Origin of the sequence: Clavibacter californiensis, from assembly GCF_021952865.1 — a bacterium.
GTDB lineage: Bacteria > Actinomycetota > Actinomycetes > Actinomycetales > Microbacteriaceae > Clavibacter > Clavibacter californiensis.
Map to the genome: position 1 here is coordinate 975,294 of NZ_CP040792.1, position 15,974 is coordinate 991,267.

15 protein-coding genes are annotated in these 15,974 nt (G+C 72.9%); 8 read left to right on the forward strand and 7 right to left on the reverse strand.

Features of this window, described 5'->3' with window-relative positions:
* Nucleotides 1-176 precede the first annotated feature (176 nt).
* From FGD68_RS04905 to aspS, 3 genes are all read right to left on the reverse strand, one after another.
* A complete protein-coding gene (locus FGD68_RS04905) occupies nt 177-707 on the reverse strand; it encodes an AAA family ATPase (protein WP_119373332.1) in 531 nt (176 codons plus the stop codon).
* A complete protein-coding gene (locus FGD68_RS04910) occupies nt 700-1,935 on the reverse strand; it encodes an LCP family protein (RefSeq protein ID WP_119373333.1) in 1,236 nt (411 codons plus the stop codon). Before FGD68_RS04910 ends, FGD68_RS04905 begins: the two co-directional genes overlap by 8 nt.
* A gap of 186 nt (nt 1,936-2,121) precedes the next feature.
* Entirely contained in the window at nt 2,122-3,432 is a 1,311-nt protein-coding gene (gene aspS / locus FGD68_RS04915) for an aspartate--tRNA(Asn) ligase (RefSeq protein WP_119373334.1), read from the reverse strand.
* Between the two features lie 112 nt (nt 3,433-3,544).
* On the opposite strand from aspS, the gene FGD68_RS04920 reads away from it, so the two are divergent.
* From FGD68_RS04920 to FGD68_RS04930, 3 genes are read left to right on the forward strand one after another with little or no spacing between them, the layout of a single operon-like run.
* On the forward strand, nt 3,545-4,357 hold the full coding sequence (locus FGD68_RS04920; RefSeq protein WP_119373335.1) for a LamB/YcsF family protein: 813 nt from the start codon (nt 3,545-3,547) through the stop codon (nt 4,355-4,357).
* Complete coding sequence (locus FGD68_RS04925) at nt 4,354-4,974, forward strand: 5-oxoprolinase subunit B family protein (RefSeq protein ID WP_119373336.1); 621 nt, start codon at nt 4,354-4,356, stop codon at nt 4,972-4,974. Before FGD68_RS04920 ends, FGD68_RS04925 begins: the two co-directional genes overlap by 4 nt.
* Entirely contained in the window at nt 4,971-5,888 is a 918-nt protein-coding gene (locus FGD68_RS04930) for a 5-oxoprolinase subunit C family protein (protein WP_237609846.1), read from the forward strand. The genes FGD68_RS04925 and FGD68_RS04930 overlap by 4 nt, the downstream gene beginning before the upstream one ends.
* A 52-nt stretch (nt 5,889-5,940) precedes the next feature.
* On the opposite strand, the gene FGD68_RS04935 is transcribed toward FGD68_RS04930, so the two are convergent.
* From FGD68_RS04935 to FGD68_RS04950, 4 genes are all read right to left on the reverse strand, one after another.
* The gene (locus FGD68_RS04935; RefSeq protein ID WP_119372875.1) at nt 5,941-6,780 is read right to left on the reverse strand and encodes a DUF2510 domain-containing protein; all 840 of its coding nucleotides are present in this window, start codon (nt 6,778-6,780) and stop codon (nt 5,941-5,943) included.
* A 118-nt stretch (nt 6,781-6,898) separates the two neighbouring features.
* A complete protein-coding gene (locus FGD68_RS04940; RefSeq protein WP_119372876.1) occupies nt 6,899-9,388 on the reverse strand; it encodes an excinuclease ABC subunit UvrA in 2,490 nt (829 codons plus the stop codon).
* 109 nt (nt 9,389-9,497) lie between these two features.
* Nucleotides 9,498-9,710, reverse strand: coding sequence for a hypothetical protein (locus FGD68_RS04945; protein ID WP_119372877.1), 213 nt, complete (start codon nt 9,708-9,710; stop codon nt 9,498-9,500).
* Between the two features lie 231 nt (nt 9,711-9,941).
* Entirely contained in the window at nt 9,942-10,985 is a 1,044-nt protein-coding gene (locus FGD68_RS04950) for a sigma-70 family RNA polymerase sigma factor (RefSeq protein ID WP_043585288.1), read from the reverse strand.
* Between the two features lie 315 nt (nt 10,986-11,300).
* On the opposite strand from FGD68_RS04950, the gene FGD68_RS04955 reads away from it, so the two are divergent.
* From FGD68_RS04955 to ccsB, 5 genes are read left to right on the forward strand one after another with little or no spacing between them, the layout of a single operon-like run.
* Complete coding sequence (locus tag FGD68_RS04955; RefSeq protein WP_119372878.1) at nt 11,301-11,945, forward strand: histidine phosphatase family protein; 645 nt, start codon at nt 11,301-11,303, stop codon at nt 11,943-11,945.
* Nucleotides 11,945-12,553, forward strand: a complete 609-nt coding sequence (locus FGD68_RS04960; protein WP_119372880.1) for a TlpA family protein disulfide reductase — start codon at nt 11,945-11,947, stop codon at nt 12,551-12,553. The genes FGD68_RS04955 and FGD68_RS04960 overlap by 1 nt, the downstream gene beginning before the upstream one ends.
* Entirely contained in the window at nt 12,554-13,294 is a 741-nt protein-coding gene (locus tag FGD68_RS04965; protein WP_119372879.1) for a cytochrome c biogenesis CcdA family protein, read from the forward strand.
* The gene (resB, locus tag FGD68_RS04970) at nt 13,278-14,924 is read left to right on the forward strand and encodes a cytochrome c biogenesis protein ResB (protein WP_237609847.1); all 1,647 of its coding nucleotides are present in this window, start codon (nt 13,278-13,280) and stop codon (nt 14,922-14,924) included. The genes FGD68_RS04965 and resB overlap by 17 nt, the downstream gene beginning before the upstream one ends.
* On the forward strand, nt 14,921-15,946 hold the full coding sequence (gene ccsB / locus FGD68_RS04975; protein ID WP_394803988.1) for a c-type cytochrome biogenesis protein CcsB: 1,026 nt from the start codon (nt 14,921-14,923) through the stop codon (nt 15,944-15,946). Before resB ends, ccsB begins: the two co-directional genes overlap by 4 nt.
* Nucleotides 15,947-15,974 lie beyond the last annotated feature (28 nt).

A 15,974-nucleotide genomic window follows, 5' to 3' on the forward strand; every position in this document is an offset into this window, starting at 1 on the left:
CCTCCGTGTCCCGTCCTGGTGCCGGTCGAGGGCCAGGATCATCCGGATCCCTCGGCCTCGACGACTCGGCGACCCGCGGGTGAGGGCATCGAGTGGTGGTCAAGACATTACGGCACCAGAGGAATAGCTGACCCGGGGGCGGAGAACCCGTCGCGCGGTGGATCACCCGGGGACGCCTACCGGGTGCGCGCGTCGAGCGCGGCCCGCGCCACCTGCCGCGGGGTGCGGTCGTCGGTCGCGATCACGGCCAGGTGGAGGTCGGCCTCCCGCAGTCGCGCGGCCAGGTCCGCGTGCCGGGCCAGGTGCCAGTGGCGCGCGGCCCGACGGTCGTCGTCGTACCGGGAGCGCAGGCGTGCCTCGACGACGGCGGGCGACGCGGTGAGGAGCACGCACCGCACGTCGATCCCGAGGGCATCGCGGTAGCGGTCGAGGTCGGCGCGCTCGGCGACCACACCGCTGACCACGAGCTGCCGCGGACCCGCCTCCTGGAAGAGCGCCCACGTGGCGGCCATGGCGCGCGCCTCGATGACGACGTTCTCCGGATCCCACGACGCGGGCGGCCACGACCGGTGGAACCAGTCGACGTCCATCAGGCTGAACGGCCGCCCGGCCTCGGCGAGGAGGTCGCCGATGTGGTCGAGCACGGCGCTCTTGCCGACGCCGTAGGTGCCGTTGAGGAGGAGGGCGGGTGGGCTCGCGTCAGCCATTGGAGCAGGTCTGCTCCGATGCCGTCTGCCCGGTGACGCCCTCGGGGAGCACGGCCGGGGCCGACGGATCCGCGGAGGGCGCGGCGCCCGCGTCGGGTGCCGGCGTGGTCGGCACTCCGGCCGCGGGCTCCGGCGCCGCGACGCCCTGGCCGGTGCTCCCCGGCGCGAGGGTGAAGTCGGCGTCGGCTGCGACGAGGCGGATCATCTCGTCGCCCTTCGCGACGTCCTGCGCCACCCGCCCGCTCTCCAGCCGGGTGCTCGGGTACTGCACGAACGTGAACCGGTCGAGGGGGATGTCCTTGACCGTGAGGGCCAGCGACGCGATCGCGGCTGGGCTGTCGAGCGAGGTCGACAGCACCATGTTGTCGATCGCGGCGCGCGCGATCCCGTAGACCTTGGCCGGGTTCGTCAGCGTGTCCGTCGATGTGATGGTGCGGAGCAGGGCGCTGAGGAACACCTGCTGATTGCTGATGCGGGAGATGTCGCTCTGGTCGCCCACCCCGTAACGGGTGCGGAGGAACTGGACGGCTTCGCGCCCCTGGAGCGGGTGGATCCCGGGCTGCAGGTCGAGGTCCGTCTTGCGGTCGCGCAGGCGGTTGGCGATGCAGACCGGTACCCCGCCCACCGCGTTCGACATCTCGACGACCCCGTTGAACTGGATCAGGCCGCCGTACGGCACCTCGAGGCCCGTGATGGCCTCGACGGCCCGCACGACGCAGGGCAGTCCGCCGCGCTTGAGGGCCACGTTGATCAGCACGCCCGAGGACGCGGGCTCCTCTGAGCCGTCCGGACGGCTGCAGGCGGGCATGTCGACGAGCATGTCGCGCGGGAAGGAGACGACGGTCGCGCGCGTGTGGTCCTCGCTGATGTGCATCAACATCGTGACGTCGTTGAGGTTGCCGGTGTTCACGGTGGGATCGGTGCCGTAGCCGTCGCCTTGGCCCTCGCGGGTGTCGCCGCCGACCAGCAGGATGTTGGCACCCCCGTCGATCGCGCCGATGGAGGGCGGCGCTGCCTTCCCGTCCCCGATGTCCACGGCGTTCGCCTGCACGGTGCGCGCCAGGTCCCAGGCGGCGAACGCGGCGACGGATCCGGTGCTCGCGATCACCACGGCCGTCACCGCGGCCATGGCCTTCACCGCGGTGCGCACGGCGCTGGGCCTCCGCAGCCGGCCGTGCCGGGCGATGCCGGGCGTGAGGCGCCGGTCGGGTCGCGTCTCGTCGGACATGCGGGCTCCTCGGCATGGGGCTGGTGCCGTCCGGGTCGGATCGGCGGTGCCTGCCACGCTACGGACGTGGCGGCGCGAGCGGTTCCCCCGAGCGATGTAGATCCGCACCCCAGAACCGGGGCCGCCGACGCGGGACGGCCCGACCCCCTGCGCGGGGATCGGGCCGTCCGGTGAAGCGAGCGGGACCTACGGGGCGAGGCGGTTCGGCCCGCGGAACAGGTACGTGACCTCGCGCAGGTTCGACTGGTGCAGCAGCAGCATCAGCACGCGGTTGAGGCCCATGCCGAAGCCGCCGTGCGGGGGCACGCCGTACCGGAAGAAGTCGAGGTACGAACCGAGCTCCTCGGGGTCGAGGCCCTTCTCGCGGGCCTGCGCCTCGAGCACGTCGACGCGGTGCTCGCGCTGCGCTCCGGTGGTGATCTCGACGCCGTTCCAGATGAGGTCGTAGCTGTTCGTGATCGTCGGGTCCTCGGCGTTGCGCATGTGGTAGAACGGCCGGATCGTCGACGGGTAGTCGGTGAGGAACACGAACTCGTGGCCGAACTCCTCCATGACGTGCGCCGCGATCTGGCGCTCGCCCTCGGGGTCGAGGTCGTCGTCGGCGCGGTCGATCACGTGGCCGCGCTTCGCGACGATGTCCTTGGCCTCGAGCAGGGGGATCCGCGGGAACGGGATGCTCGGCACGGTCACCTCCACGTCGAACAGCTCGCGGATCTCGTCGCCGTGCTTCTCCTTCACCGCGGTGAGCGCGGCGACGATGAGCTCCTCCTGGAGGCGGGCGACGTCCTCGTGGCTCTCGATCCAGCTGATCTCCGCGTCCACCGAGGTGAACTCGGTCGCGTGGCGCGAGGTGAAGGACGGGTCGGCGCGGAACGCCGGGCCGACCTCGAACATCTTGCCGAAGCCGGCGGACTGCGCCATCTGCTTGAAGAACTGCGGGCTCTGCGCGAGGTACGCGACGCCGTCGAAGTAGTCGACCTTGAACAGCTCGGCGTTCGACTCGGAGGGCGTAGCCATGAGCTTGGGCGAGAAGACCTCGATGAAGTCGTGCTCGACCCAGTAGGTGCGCAGCGCGTGGACCAGCGTGGTCTGCACGCGGAAGATGAGCGCGTTGCGAGGGGCGCGCAGGTCGATGAAGCGCCAGTCGAGGCGCTTGTCGATGGAGGAGTCGGCGGCGATGGGCGTCTCGGGGATGGCCGCGGCCGCGACCTCGATGCCGGACAGGCCGATCTCCAGCCCGCCGAGCTTCACGCGCTCGTCGTGCTTGAGCGTGCCCGTCGCGGTGAGGAAGGTGCCGGCCGCGAGGCCGGAGATGGTGTCCGCCGTCGCGTCCTCGTCGCCCTGGCGCTTGTAGGTGAGCTGCACCGCGCCCGACTCGTCGCGGAGGATGACGAACTGGATCTTCTTCTGATCCCGGACGGTCTCGACCCAGCCGGAGACGGCCACGTCCCCGTCGTCGAGGGCGGCCAGGTTCTTGATGAGAGTTCGGGTGGTCACGGTCGTCGAGTCTATCCGCGCCGCTGTCGGACCGGTCGCCCCGCGGGCCGCCTAGCCTGGTGGGGACGGCCCCGCGGCGAGCGGTGGCCGCGCCCGGTGCAGGGGAGACGCCATGCAGATCGACCTCAACAGCGACCTGGCCGAGTCCTTCGGCCGGTGGACCCTCGGCGACGACGACGCGATGCTCGACGTCGTCTCGAGCGCCAACGTGGCGTGCGGCTTCCACGCGGGGGATCCGCTCGTCATGCTGCACGCGCTCGAGCGCGCGGCCAGGAACGGCGTGGCCGTCGGCGCGCACGTCGCGTACCGCGACCTCGCGGGCTTCGGCCGCCGCGACCTCGACGCCTCGCCCGCCGAGCTCACGGGCGACGTGCTCTACCAGCTGGCGGCGATCAGCGGCATGGCCCGCACGGTCGGCGCGCGGGTCTCCTACATCAAGCCGCACGGCGCCCTCTACAACCGCATCGCCCACGATCCCGTTCAGGCGCAGGCCGTGGTGGACGCGGTCGTGGCGCTGGAGCCGACGCTCCCCGTGCTCGGGCTGCCGGGCTCCGAGATCCTCCGGCTGGCCGCGGCGGCGGGACTGCCCACGCGCGTCGAGGCGTTCACCGACCGCGCCTACACGCCCGAGGGCGCGCTCGTGTCGCGGCGGCAGGAGGGCGCGGTGATCCACGACCCGACCGAGGTGGCGGCCCGCTCCGTCCGCATGGCAACGGAGGGCACGGTCGTCGCGATCGATGGATCCGTCGTGCGGCTCGACCCCGACTCCCTCTGCCTGCACAGCGACACCCCCGGCGCCGTGGGGCTGGCGCGCGCGGTGCGCGACGCGCTCGAGGCGGCGGGCGTGGAGATCAGGCCGGTGCCGGATGCGGCTCCCTCGTCGGAGCACCGCGCCCTCCCGGCCCGCGACCGGCGCGCCCTGTGACCCTCCGGCTCCTGCCGTGCGGCGACGCCGCCGTCATGCTCGACCTCGACTCCCTCGACGAGGTCCTGCGCCTGCAGCCCGTGCTCGACGCGACCCGGCCCCGCGGCGTCGTCGACATCGTGCCGGGCGCGCGCAGCATCCTCGTCACGCTGGATCCGCGCGTGCTGCCGCTCGCCGCCGCTCGCTCCTGGGCGCTCGCCGCCCGACCCGCCGACGAGGCCGGCTCCCGGGGTGGCGCGCCCGTCGAGATCGACGTGGTCTACGACGGCGAGGACCTGGCCGACGTCGCCGGGCTCCTCGGCATCGGGATCCGCGAGGTGGTCGAGCGGCACACGTCCGGCACATGGACGGTCGCGTTCGGCGGCTTCGCGCCCGGCTTCGGCTACCTCGCGGGCGTCCCCGGCCTCGAGGTGCCGCGCCGCACGTCGCCGCGCCCGCGCGTCCCGGCCGGCGCCGTCGCGCTCGCGGGCGAGTTCAGCGGGATCTACCCGCGCGTCTCGCCGGGCGGCTGGCAGCTCATCGGCACGACGCGGGCGGTGCTGTGGGATCCGGAGCGCGAGCCGGCGGCGCTCCTGCAGCCCGGATCCGCCGTGCGCTTCCGTGAGGTCGACGCGTGAGCGACGCGGCCGCCCCTCGCCGCGGTCGCCGGGCCGTGGCGACCTCAGCGGCCGGCCTCGTGGTCGAGCGCACCGGCCCGCTCATGCTCGTCCAGGACGCGGGCCGGCCCGGCCACGGCGGCATCGGCGTCTCGCCGTCCGGCGCCCTGGATCAACGCGCCCTCGCCGACGCGAACCTCCTCGTCGGCAACGACCCGGGCACGGCGGGCCTCGAGATCGTGCTAGGCGGCGCGGTGCTCCGCGCGACGGCCGCCGTGTGGGTCGCCGTGACGGGCGCGGTCGGACCGCTCGTGCGCACGGCGGGCCGGGGGTCGCGGCCCGCGCCGTACGCCGCGGCCGTGCTGCTCGACGCCGGCGACGCGCTCGAGATCGGCGCGGCCGTCGCCGGGATCCGCTGGTACGTCGCGGTGCGCGGCGGGATCGACGTCGCGCCCGTGCTCGGCTCGCGCGCCACCGACCTGCTCTCCCGCGTGGGACCCGCGCCCGTGGCGGTCGGCGACGTGCTGCCCGTCGGATCCGCGCGCGCCCGGCCCGTGCCGCCCGTCGACTCGCTCGCCGTGTCCGCGCCCGCGGACGGCGAGGTGCTCCTCCGTGCGACGCCCGGACCGCGCCTCGACTGGTTCGTCGACGGATCCTGGGCCTCGCTCCTCGACCGCGCGTGGGAGGTGACCGCCGAGGCCGACCGCGTGGGCGTCCGCCTCGACGGCGAGCCGCTCGAGCGGCGGATCCCCGGCGAGCTCCCCAGCGAGGGCGTCGTCACGGGCGCGCTCCAGGTGCCGCCGTCGGGCCGGCCGATCCTGTTCCTCGCCGACCACCCGATGACGGGCGGCTACCCGGTGATCGGCGTGGTCGCGCGCGACGACGTCCGCCTGGCGGCGCAGCTGCGCCCCGGCCAGCGCATCCGCTTCGTGTGAGCGGACGCGCCGAACGGGGCGCGGGACGTGCGGCAGGCCGGCCGCACGTGGATCAGAAGCCGCGGGTGCCGTACATCTGCATCGTCGTGGAGAAGGCCTCGACGAACTTGACGATGGAGATGAAGGCGACGATGACGTTGAGCCCGGCCCAGAGCCAGATCGGCGACAGCGCGTTCGCGGGCGCGCCCTCGATGCGGCGTCGGACGATGATCGACCGCCCGATCAGGTAGACCCCGCCCACGACGGGGATGAACGCCCACGCCCAGTGGAAGGGCTTGGCGATGCCGCGGCGCGTGAGGTCGCGCCAGTCGACGAACGCGAGCGCCACGGATCCGCCCCATACGAGGAACTGGACGAGGCTGCTGAGCGCCGAGGCGACCAGGGCGTCGGTGCGCGGCCCGCGCGGGCTCATCTCGAGCGCGCCCCGGTAGTCCATGTTCAGCGCGAGGAGGACGTAGACCACCGGCAGCGCCGCCAGCACCCAGATGGCCCACGTGAACGGCTGCGTGGACGCGGGCACCTTCGGCGGCGGGGTCGGCGCGGAGTACGGCTGCTGCGCGTACGCGCCCTGCGCGTAGGGCTGCTGCGCATACGGCTGCTGCGCGTAGGGCTGCTGGGCGTCCTGCTGTCCGGGGGTCTGCTGGCCGTAGGTCGGCGGCACCGTAGCGGAGGCGGCCGGCGCCTCCGGCGCGACGTGGCCGGAGACCGGGGCGGCGGCGGGCTCGGCCGGCGCCGGTGCCGGCGACGGCGCCGACGCCGGCGCCGCGGCCGGGGGCGCGTCCGTCAGGTGGTCGGTCCAGCGCGTGCCGTCCCACCAGCGCAGGCGGTCGGATCCCGCGGGGTCCGCGTACCAGCCCGCGGGCGTGGAGGGTGTTCCGGTCGAGTCAGTCACGAGGTGCTCCTAGGAAGAGGTGCGGGATGCCGAAGGGCGTCGGACGCGACGGGGCGCGGACGCTGGTGGTCAGACTACCCACGTCGCGCTGGGCCCGTCCCGTCCCGGGCGACCGGCTTCAGGACGCGTCGAGCCGCCGCGCGAGGTACGGCGCCGTGCGGCTGCCGACGGTGTCGGCGACCTCGCGCGGGGTGCCCTGCGCCACGATCCGCCCGCCCTGGTCGCCGCCGGACGGGCCCAGGTCGATCACCCGGTCGGCGTCCGCCACCACGTCCATCTCGTGCTCCACCACGACGACCGTGTTGCCCGCGTCCACGAGCCCCTGGAGCTGGCGGAGGAGGAGCACGACGTCCGCCGGGTGGAGCCCGGTGGTCGGCTCGTCCAGCAGGTAGAGGGTGTGGCCGCGCGGCGCCCGCTGCAGCTCGGTGGCCAGCTTGATCCGCTGCGCCTCGCCGCCCGACAGCTCGGTCGCCGGCTGGCCGAGCCGGAGGTACCCGAGCCCCACGTCGCGCAGGGTCGCGAGGGCGCGCGCCGCGAGCGGCACGTCCTGGAGGAAGCCGTGGGCCTCGTCCACCGTCATGCCGAGCACGTCCGCGATGGATCGCCCGTGGTACTCGATCTCGAGCGTCCCGGGCTCGTACCGCGCGCCGTGGCACGTGGGGCACGGCCCGTATGAGCCCGGGAGGAACAGGAGCTCGACGGTCACGGATCCCTCGCCCTGGCAGGTCTCGCACCGCCCGCCCGCGACGTTGAAGGAGAACCGGCCGGCGCCGTAGCCGCGGGCGCGCGCCTCGTCGGTGGCGGCGTACGTGCGCCGGACGGCGTCGAAGAGCCCGGTGTAGGTCGCGAGCGTCGAGCGCGGCGTGCGGCCGATGGGGCGCTGGTCCACGGACACGAGCCGGTCCACCGCCTCGGCGCCCTCCACCCGGGCGATGCGGGCCGGTCCGGATGAGTCGTCGAGCTCGTCCGCCTCGTCCGCCTGCTCGACCACCACGCGGTCGGGCGCGAGCGAGGCCCGCAGCAGGTCCGGCAGCACGCGGCTCACGAGCGTCGACTTGCCGGATCCGGAGACGCCCGTCACGGCGACCATGACGCCGAGCGGGATCTCCACGTCGAGGTCCACGAGGTTGTGCAGCGTCACGCCCGTCGCCCGGATGCGCCCGGTCGGCGTCCGCGGCGTGCGCTCCGCCCGGGCCGGTGCGAGGTCGGGGAAGAGGTGCGGCCGCGTCGCCGAGGCCTCCACCTCGCGGAGCCCGTCGACGGGACCGCTGTAGACGACGGATCCGCCCGCCTGCCCCGCACCCGGGCCCACGTCCACGATCCAGTCGGACCGCCGCACGACGTCCATGTCGTGCTCCACCACGAAGACGGAGTTGCCCGAGTCGCGCAGCTGCTCGAGCACCTCGAGCAGCGGCTCGGCGTCGGCCGGATGCAGTCCTGCCGACGGCTCGTCGAGCACGTAGACCACGCCGAAGAGCCCGGACCGCAGCTGCGTCGCGAGGCGGAGCCGCTGCATCTCGCCCGGGGAGAGCGTGGTCGTGACGCGACCGAGGCTGAGGTAGCCGAGCCCGAGGTCCACCAGCACGGCGAGGCGCGCGACGAGGTCGGTCGTGATGGTGACGGCCACGTCGCCCATGCCGTCCGTCGGCGCGATGGCCGTCGCGAGGTCCGCGAGCGTCAGCGCGTTGAGCTCCTGGACGCTGCGGCCCGCGAAGGTCACGGCCAGCGCCTCGGGCGTGAGCCCGCTGCCGCCGCACCGCTCGCACGTGCCCGAGACCATGTGCGCGAGCGCCGCCTCGCGGAGGCGCGGGCTCGCGGAGTCGGCGAGCGTGTGCAGCACGTAGGAGCGCGCGCTCCAGAACCGCCCGTTGTAGGGCTTCGCCACGCGGTCGCGCTGCGGCGTGATCTGCACCACGGGCTGCTCCTCGGTGAAGAGGATCCAGTCCCGCGCCTCCTCCGGCAGCTCCCGCCACGGCACGTCCACGTCGTGCCCGAGCGCGATGACGATGTCGCGCAGGTTCTTGCCCTGCCAGGCGCCGGGCCATGCGGCGATGGCGCCGTCGCGGATCGACAGCGACGGATCCGGCACGAGCGACGCCTCGGTCACGGTGTGCGCGACGCCGAGGCCGTGGCACACCGGGCAGGCGCCCGCGGCGGTGTTGGGCGAGAACGCGTCGGAGTCCAGCCGGCCCTGGCCCGCGGGGTAGGTCCCGGCCCGGGACATCAGCATCCGCAGCGAGTTGGAGAGCGTCGTCACGGTGCCGACCGTCGAGCGCGTGCTCGGCGCTCCACGGCGCTGCTGCAGCGCGACGGCGGGTGGCAGCCCGGTGATGCTCTCGACGTGCGGCGTCTGCTCCTGCCGGATCAGCCGCCTGGCGTACGGCGCGACCGACTCGAAGAACCGGCGCTGGGCCTCGGCGTAGACGGTGCCGAACGCGAGCGACGACTTGCCCGATCCCGAGACGCCCGTGAAGGCGACGATCCGGTCGCGCGGGATGTCGACGTCCACGTCGCGCAGCGTGTTCTCGGACGCACCCCGCACGCGGACGAAGCCGTCGGCGCGGTCGTCGGGGGTGGAGGCGTTCGGGCGGTTCTCGGGGGAAGGCATCTGCTCGACCCTAGGCCTGCGCGCGCGGCATGGTCGATCCGGTGCGTGCGCACCCGCGCGGTGCTAGGGGTCACGGGTGGGCGGGCACGCAGCCCGCCCGTGGGCCGGATCAGCCGAGCGCACCGCGCGCCTCCTGGAATGTGGGGAAGTCCCCGACGTCGCGGCCGAGGCGGTCGGTGACGTGGAAGCCCGCGCCCCACCTCTCCTCGGAGAGTCCGGCGAACTCGTCGCCGCGTCGGGCGACCCAGAGCCCCGCCGCGACCGGGGACCAGCTGATCCTGGGGATGTCGGTCTGACCGGGTGCGGTCTGCGTGAGAGCCATCGCTCCTCCTTCTCCGCGGCTCGTCATCGAGCCGCGTGCTGTCGCCGGGACGTGGATGCGCGTCCGGCGTCTGTCGATCGGTGGACCTCGACTGTATGCGCACTAACGACTAGTGGGCACTCTTCCGGGCGCATCCGCAGGATCGCGGGCGCGGTCGGGCATCCTGGGCCGCCCGGGCGCGACGGAGGGCCGCCCGCGCACGGCGGACGGCCCTCTCCTCGTGCGGCAGGATCAGCCGCGGATGTACGTCTCCAGCTCCGGGATGCGGAGCTTCGCGAGCACCTTCTTCTCGATCTGGCGCACGCGCTCGCGCGTCACGCCGAGCTGCTGGCTCACGAAGGCGAGCGAGCGGGGCTCGAGGCCGGCCAGCCCGAAGCGCATGCGCACGACCTCGGCGTCGCGCTCGGCGAGCCCGTCGATGAGGCGCGTGACGTGCGCCGCCATGAGCTGCTGCGTCACCACGTCGATGGGCTGCGTCACGTCCGCGTCCTCGATGAGGTCGGCCATCTCGGTGTCGCCGTCGCCGCCGCTGCCGCCCACGAGGACCTGCAGCGACATGGGCTCCTGCGCGCGGTCGAGCAGGTAGCGCACCTTGGTGACGGGCGTGTCCGACTCGCGTGCGATCTCCTCCATGGAGGGGTCGCGGCCGAGCTCCACCGCGAGCTCGCGCTGCACCGCGTTGATCCGGTTGATGTGCTCGACCGTGTGCACGGGGATCCGGATGGTGCGGCTCGTGTCGGCCATGCCGCGGGTGATGGACTGCTTGATCCACCACGACGCGTAGGTCGAGAACTTGAAGCCGGCCTGGTAGTCGAACTTCTCGACGGCGCGGACGAGGCCCATGTTCCCCTCCTGGATGAGGTCCAGGAACGGCAGGCCGCGACCCGTGTAGCGCTTGGCGATGCTGACGACGAGCCGCAGGTTGGCGTTGACGAGGTGCTGCTTCGCGCGCATCCCGTCCTGGGCGAGCGTCTGGTACTCGCGACGCTCGGCGGGCGTGAGGTCGGTGCGGGTGTCGAGGACCTCCTGCGACAGGACGCCCACCTCGATGCGACGGGCGACGCTCACCTCCAGCTCGGCGGTGAGCAGCGGCACGCGTCCGATCTGGCGCAGGTAGTCCTTGACGGCGTCGGTGCTGGCGCCCGGGGTGACGAGCGAGGGCTCGGGGAGGTCGGAATCCGCGTACGGATCGACGGGGCTGACGGACTCGACCTGGTCGAGCGCGGTGTCGGTGGTGGTGTCTGCGGCCGTGGGCCGGGTCGGTGTCATCGTCATGGTGCCCGTTCCTTCCGTGCCGTCGCGGACGGCATCGTCATGCGGGCCCGCGTCCGTTCGACGGGGGTCTCTGCGAGGTCCCGTGCTCCACGGGGCTCTCACCCGGGGCCGGATCACGACCCCGAGCGCCTAACTTAGCGCGCGATTCCTTTGGGGCCCAAACGTTCGTATACGCACGTAACATCCGGTCGGCACCGGTCCCGAGAGGCCGGCCCCCACCGGTGTACCCAATCGTATTGGGGACGAATGATTAGCGCAGGGGGTTGCGCCCGATCCTCGGCGGTTGTACATCTCCTCGCCACCTACAATTGACGGGTGGTCGCCTCACGAATCCATCTCATCCGTCACGGCGAGGTGCACAACCCGCACGGGGTCCTCTACGGACGGATCCCGGGGTACGGCCTCTCGGAGCTCGGCCACCGCATGGCGGACGCCGCGGCGCGGGCGCTCGAGGAGGAGGGCGCTCCCGTCAACCGCGTCATCGCCTCCCCGCTGCAGCGCGCGCAGGAGTCCGCCGCTCCGTGGGCCGAGCGCTTCGCCCTCGAGGTCGCCACCGACGAGCGCGTCATCGAGCCCACCAACCGCTTCGAGGGATCCAAGTTCCCCTCGCCCGCGCGCATCGCGCGCTCGCCGCGCCTCTGGCCGCTGGTCGTCGACCCGGTGAAGCCCAGCTGGGGCGAGTCCTACCGCTCCATCGCCGCGCGCATGGCGGAGGCCGTGAAGGCCGCGTACCGCTCCGTGCCGGACGGCGACGTCGTCATCGTCAGCCACCAGCTGCCCATCTGGATGGTCCACCTCTCCCTCGCGGGCGAGCGCCTCTTCCACGATCCCCGCCAGCGTCGCTGCGCCCTGTCGAGCATCACGACGGTGGAGCGCGTCGGGGACCGCTTCGTCGAGACGGGCTACATCGACGCGGCCGCGGGGCTCGCCGCCGACGCCGTCGACCAGGGGGCGGTGTGATGCCCGGCGTCAGCCGTCGCAGCATCCTGGCGGCCGCCGCCTCCGCCGTGCTCGGTGCCGTCGCGCTCTCGGGCTGCACCGAGGATCCGCTCGCCGCCGAGTTCAGGGCAGGCGACAGCAAGAGGTACATCGCGGGCGACGGCACGTTCACCGAGATCCCGCTCGCGGAGCGCGCGGAGCCCGTCGACTTCTCCGGCACGCTGTCGGACGGCACGGAGATCACCTCCGCCGACTACCGCGGATCCGTGACGGTCCTCAACTTCTGGTACGCCGAGTGCCCGCCCTGCCGCCTCGAGGCCAAGGACCTGCAGGCCGCGAGCCAGGAGCACGCGGCGGACGGCGTGAAGTTCCTCGGTGTCAACACCCGCGACCAGCGCCCCAACGTCGACTCCTTCGACAAGACGTACGGCATCACGTACCCGTCCGTCCTCGACGTCGAGGACACCTCCATGCAGCTGGCCTTCGCCGGCACCATCGCGCCGAACGCCGTGCCCGCCACCATCATCCTCGACCGCCAGGGCCGCGTGGCGTCCCGCGTGCTCGGGCAGATCGACCCCGGCGTGCTCCGCACGCTGGTGAAGGACACCGTCGCCGAGGCGGCGGGGTAGGTGGACCAGATCCAGAGCGCCCTCTCCGGCCAGCTCCTCGTCGCGGTGCCGCTCGCGCTGCTCGCGGGCCTGGTCTCGTTCGCGTCGCCCTGCGTGCTGCCGCTGGTGCCGGGCTACCTCGGGTACATCGGCGGCATGGCGGAGGCCAAGGGCGGATCCGCGACGCGTCGCCGGCTGCTCCTCGGGACGGCGTTGTTCGTGCTCGGCTTCTCCGCGGTCTTCATCATCACGACGCTCGTCTCCGCCACGGCCGGCTTCTGGCTCATGCGCTGGCAGGACGTCGTCACGCGGATCCTCGGGGTCGTCCTCATCGTGATGGGCCTCGTCTTCACGGGCCGGCTCGGGTTCCTGCAGCGGCAGGTGAAGAGCTCGTGGCGCCCCGCGACCGGGCTCGCGGGCGCTCCGCTGCTCGGGATCGTCTTCGGCATCGGCTGGGCGCCGTGCATCGGCCCGACGCTCGCGGTCGTCATCTCCATGAGCCTCACCTCGGCCGACGCGGGCCGCGGCGTGCTGCTCGGCGTCGCCTACTGCATCGGGCTCGGCGTGCCGTTCCTCCTCGTGGCCCTCGGCCTCGGATGGATGACGCGCACCGTCGGGTTCCTCCGCCGCCACATCCGCACTGTCAACCTCGTCGGGGGAGCGCTGCTCGTCATCACCGGCGTGCTCATGGTCTCCGGGCTCTGGTCGGCGTGGATGCTCCAGCTCCAGGGGGTGATCGCCTCGTATGTCCCGGCCATCTGACCACGTCGACTCCCCGCGGCAGGCGCCGCGCGAGGGTGCGCCCATCACGCAGCCGAAGCTCGGCTTCCTCGGCACGCTGCGCTGGTTCTGGCGGCAGCTCACGAGCATGCGCACGGCGCTGTTCCTGCTGCTGCTGCTCGCGTTCGCGGCGATCCCCGGATCCCTCGTGCCGCAGCGCAGCTCCGACCCGAACGGCGTCACGCAGTTCCGTGCCGACAACCCGGACCTCTATCCGGTCCTCGACAAGCTCCAGGTGTTCGACACCTACAGCTCGGTGTGGTTCTCCTCCATCTACCTGCTGCTGTTCATCAGCCTCATCGGCTGCGTCGTGCCGCGCGCCAAGCACCACTTCGACGCGCTCCGCCAGGCGCCACCCACGACGCCAGCCCGGCTCTCCCGCCTCGCCGGGTACACGACGCGGACCACCACCGCGGATCCGGTCGACGCCATCCGCCAGGCCCGCGCGCTGCTCAAGCGCCAGCGGTACCGCACGGTCCTCGTCGACGACGCGTCGGCCGCGGGCGGCGTGCTCTCGGTCTCGGCCGAGCGCGGCTACCTGCGCGAGACCGGCAACCTCGTCTTCCACTCCGCGCTCGTCGGGATCCTCATCACCGTCGGCATCGGCGGCGGCTTCGGCTACTCCGGGCAGAAGGTGCTCGTGGAGGGCCAGTCGTTCGTCAACACGCTCTCCACCTTCGACTCGTTCAACCCGGGCCGCTTCTTCGACGACTCGTCGCTCACCCCGTACCGGGTCAAGCTCAACGCGCTGCACGTGCAGTACGAGCAGCAGAACCCGAACGCCATCGGCCAGCCGCTCGACTTCACGGCCGACGTGACGGCCGACGTGCCGGGCGGCCAGCCGCAGGAGCGCGAGGTCAAGGTCAACGACCCGCTCGCCATCGGCGGCACCGACATGTACCTCCTCGGCAACGGCTACGCGCCGCACGTGACGGTGCGGGATCCCGCGGGCACCGTCGTCTACAGCGCCGACGTGCCGTTCCTCCCGCAGGATGCGAAGCTCACCTCGCTCGGCGTGGTCAAGGTCCCGGACGGCCTCCGCGAGCAGGTCGGCATGCTCGGCTTCTTCTACCCGACGCAGGGCGCGGAGAAGGCGCCGTTCTTCTCCTCCTACCCGGACCTCGACAACCCGCTGCTGACGCTCAACGTCTACACGGGCGACCTCGGGATCGACGGCGGCGTGCCCACCTCGGTGTACACGCTCGACACGGGGAACCTGACGCAGCTCACCGGCGGCAAGACCGGCGTCCAGTCCATCGAGCTCGCCCCCGGCCAGACGGTGGACCTGCCCGACGGCCTCGGCAGCGTGAGCCTCGACTCCGTGCCGCGCTTCGTCTCGTTCGACGTGCACCACGACCCCACGCAGCGCTGGGTGCTGCTGTTCGCGATCCTCGTGCTCGGCGGCCTGCTCACGTCCCTCTTCGTGCCACGCCGGCGCGTGTGGGTCAAGGCGGTGCCGCAGGCCGACGGATCGACGACCCTCGAGTACGCGGGGCTCGCCCGCGGCGAGGACCCCACGCTGGAGGCCGCCGTCGCGGCCCTGGCGGACAAGCACGTGGCCGGCCTCTCGCCGGGCGCGGTGTCAGATGCAGAAGTTAGGCTCCACTCGTGAACACGGCCATGCTCGACGACGTCTCCCTCATCGCGCTCCTCGTCGCGATGGGGCTCTACGCGGCCGCGTTCATCGCGTTCGCCCTCGACCTCGCGCGGCGGTCCGCGCTCGTGGCGGACGCGGCCACCGCCGCGGCACGCCAGCCCTCCGCGGTCGGCGCCACCGCCGCTCGCCGTGGCGGCACCGCCACCCTCGAGCGCGAGCCCGCGTCGTCGGGTCGCGACGGCGTCGCCTCCGGTCCGGACGCGCCCGTCTCCGCCGGCCGCTCGGTCAGCCTCAACGTGGCCATGGTGCTGCTCGTCGTCGGGTTCGTCGCGCACGCCGTCGCGACCGTGCTCCGTGGCCTGGCCGCCTCGCGCGTGCCGTGGGCCAACATGTACGAGTTCGCCATGACGGGCACGCTGCTCATCCTCAGCGTCTACCTCATCGTGCTCACGCGCCGCGACCTGCGCTTCCTCGGCACCTTCGTCACCGGGCTCATCCTCATCCTCCTGGGCGTCGCCGTCGTGCAGTACCGCGTCGAGGTGGCGCCGCTGCCGCCGTCGCTGCAGTCGTACTGGCTCGTGATCCACGTCTTCGTCGCGGCGCTCGGCACGGGCTTCTTCGCGCTCGCCTTCGCGCTGTCCGGCGTGCAGCTGCTGCAGTTCCGCCGGGAGTCGCTCGCCGCCGACGCGCAGGCCGCGAAGATGCGCTTCCTCGCGACGCTGCCCGACTCCGTCACGCTCGAGTCGATGGCCTACCGCCTCAACATCGTGGGCTTCATCTTCTGGACCTTCACGCTCATGGCCGGTGCCATCTGGGCCGAGCGCGCGTGGGGACGCTACTGGGGGTGGGACACCAAGGAGGTCTGGACCTTCATCATCTGGGTGCTCTACGCCGGGTACATCCACGCTCGGGCCACGCGCGGCTGGCGCGGGTCGCGCTCGGCGTGGCTGGCCATCATCGGGTTCTCGGCCGTCATGTTCAACTTCGGCGTCGTGAACGTGTTCTTCAAGGGGCTGCACACCTACAGCGGGCTGTAGGCCGCGCTCGGCCTGCTCGCGTCCGCCG

Bases quoted from the DNA above. Each gene is read 5' to 3' on its own strand.
- FGD68_RS04905 (WP_119373332.1), bottom strand. From the start codon at position 707: ATGGCTGACGCGAGCCCACCCGCCCTCCTCCTCAACGGCACCTACGGC.
- FGD68_RS04910 (WP_119373333.1), bottom strand. From the start codon at position 1,935: ATGTCCGACGAGACGCGACCCGACCGGCGCCTCACGCCCGGCATCGCC.
- FGD68_RS04920 (WP_119373335.1), top strand. From the start codon at position 3,545: ATGCAGATCGACCTCAACAGCGACCTGGCCGAGTCCTTCGGCCGGTGG.
- FGD68_RS04940 (WP_119372876.1), bottom strand. From the start codon at position 9,388: ATGCCTTCCCCCGAGAACCGCCCGAACGCCTCCACCCCCGACGACCGC.
- FGD68_RS04945 (WP_119372877.1), bottom strand. From the start codon at position 9,710: ATGGCTCTCACGCAGACCGCACCCGGTCAGACCGACATCCCCAGGATC.
- FGD68_RS04950 (WP_043585288.1), bottom strand. From the start codon at position 10,985: ATGACGATGACACCGACCCGGCCCACGGCCGCAGACACCACCACCGAC.
- FGD68_RS04960 (WP_119372880.1), top strand. From the start codon at position 11,945: ATGCCCGGCGTCAGCCGTCGCAGCATCCTGGCGGCCGCCGCCTCCGCC.
- resB (WP_237609847.1), top strand. From the start codon at position 13,278: ATGTCCCGGCCATCTGACCACGTCGACTCCCCGCGGCAGGCGCCGCGC.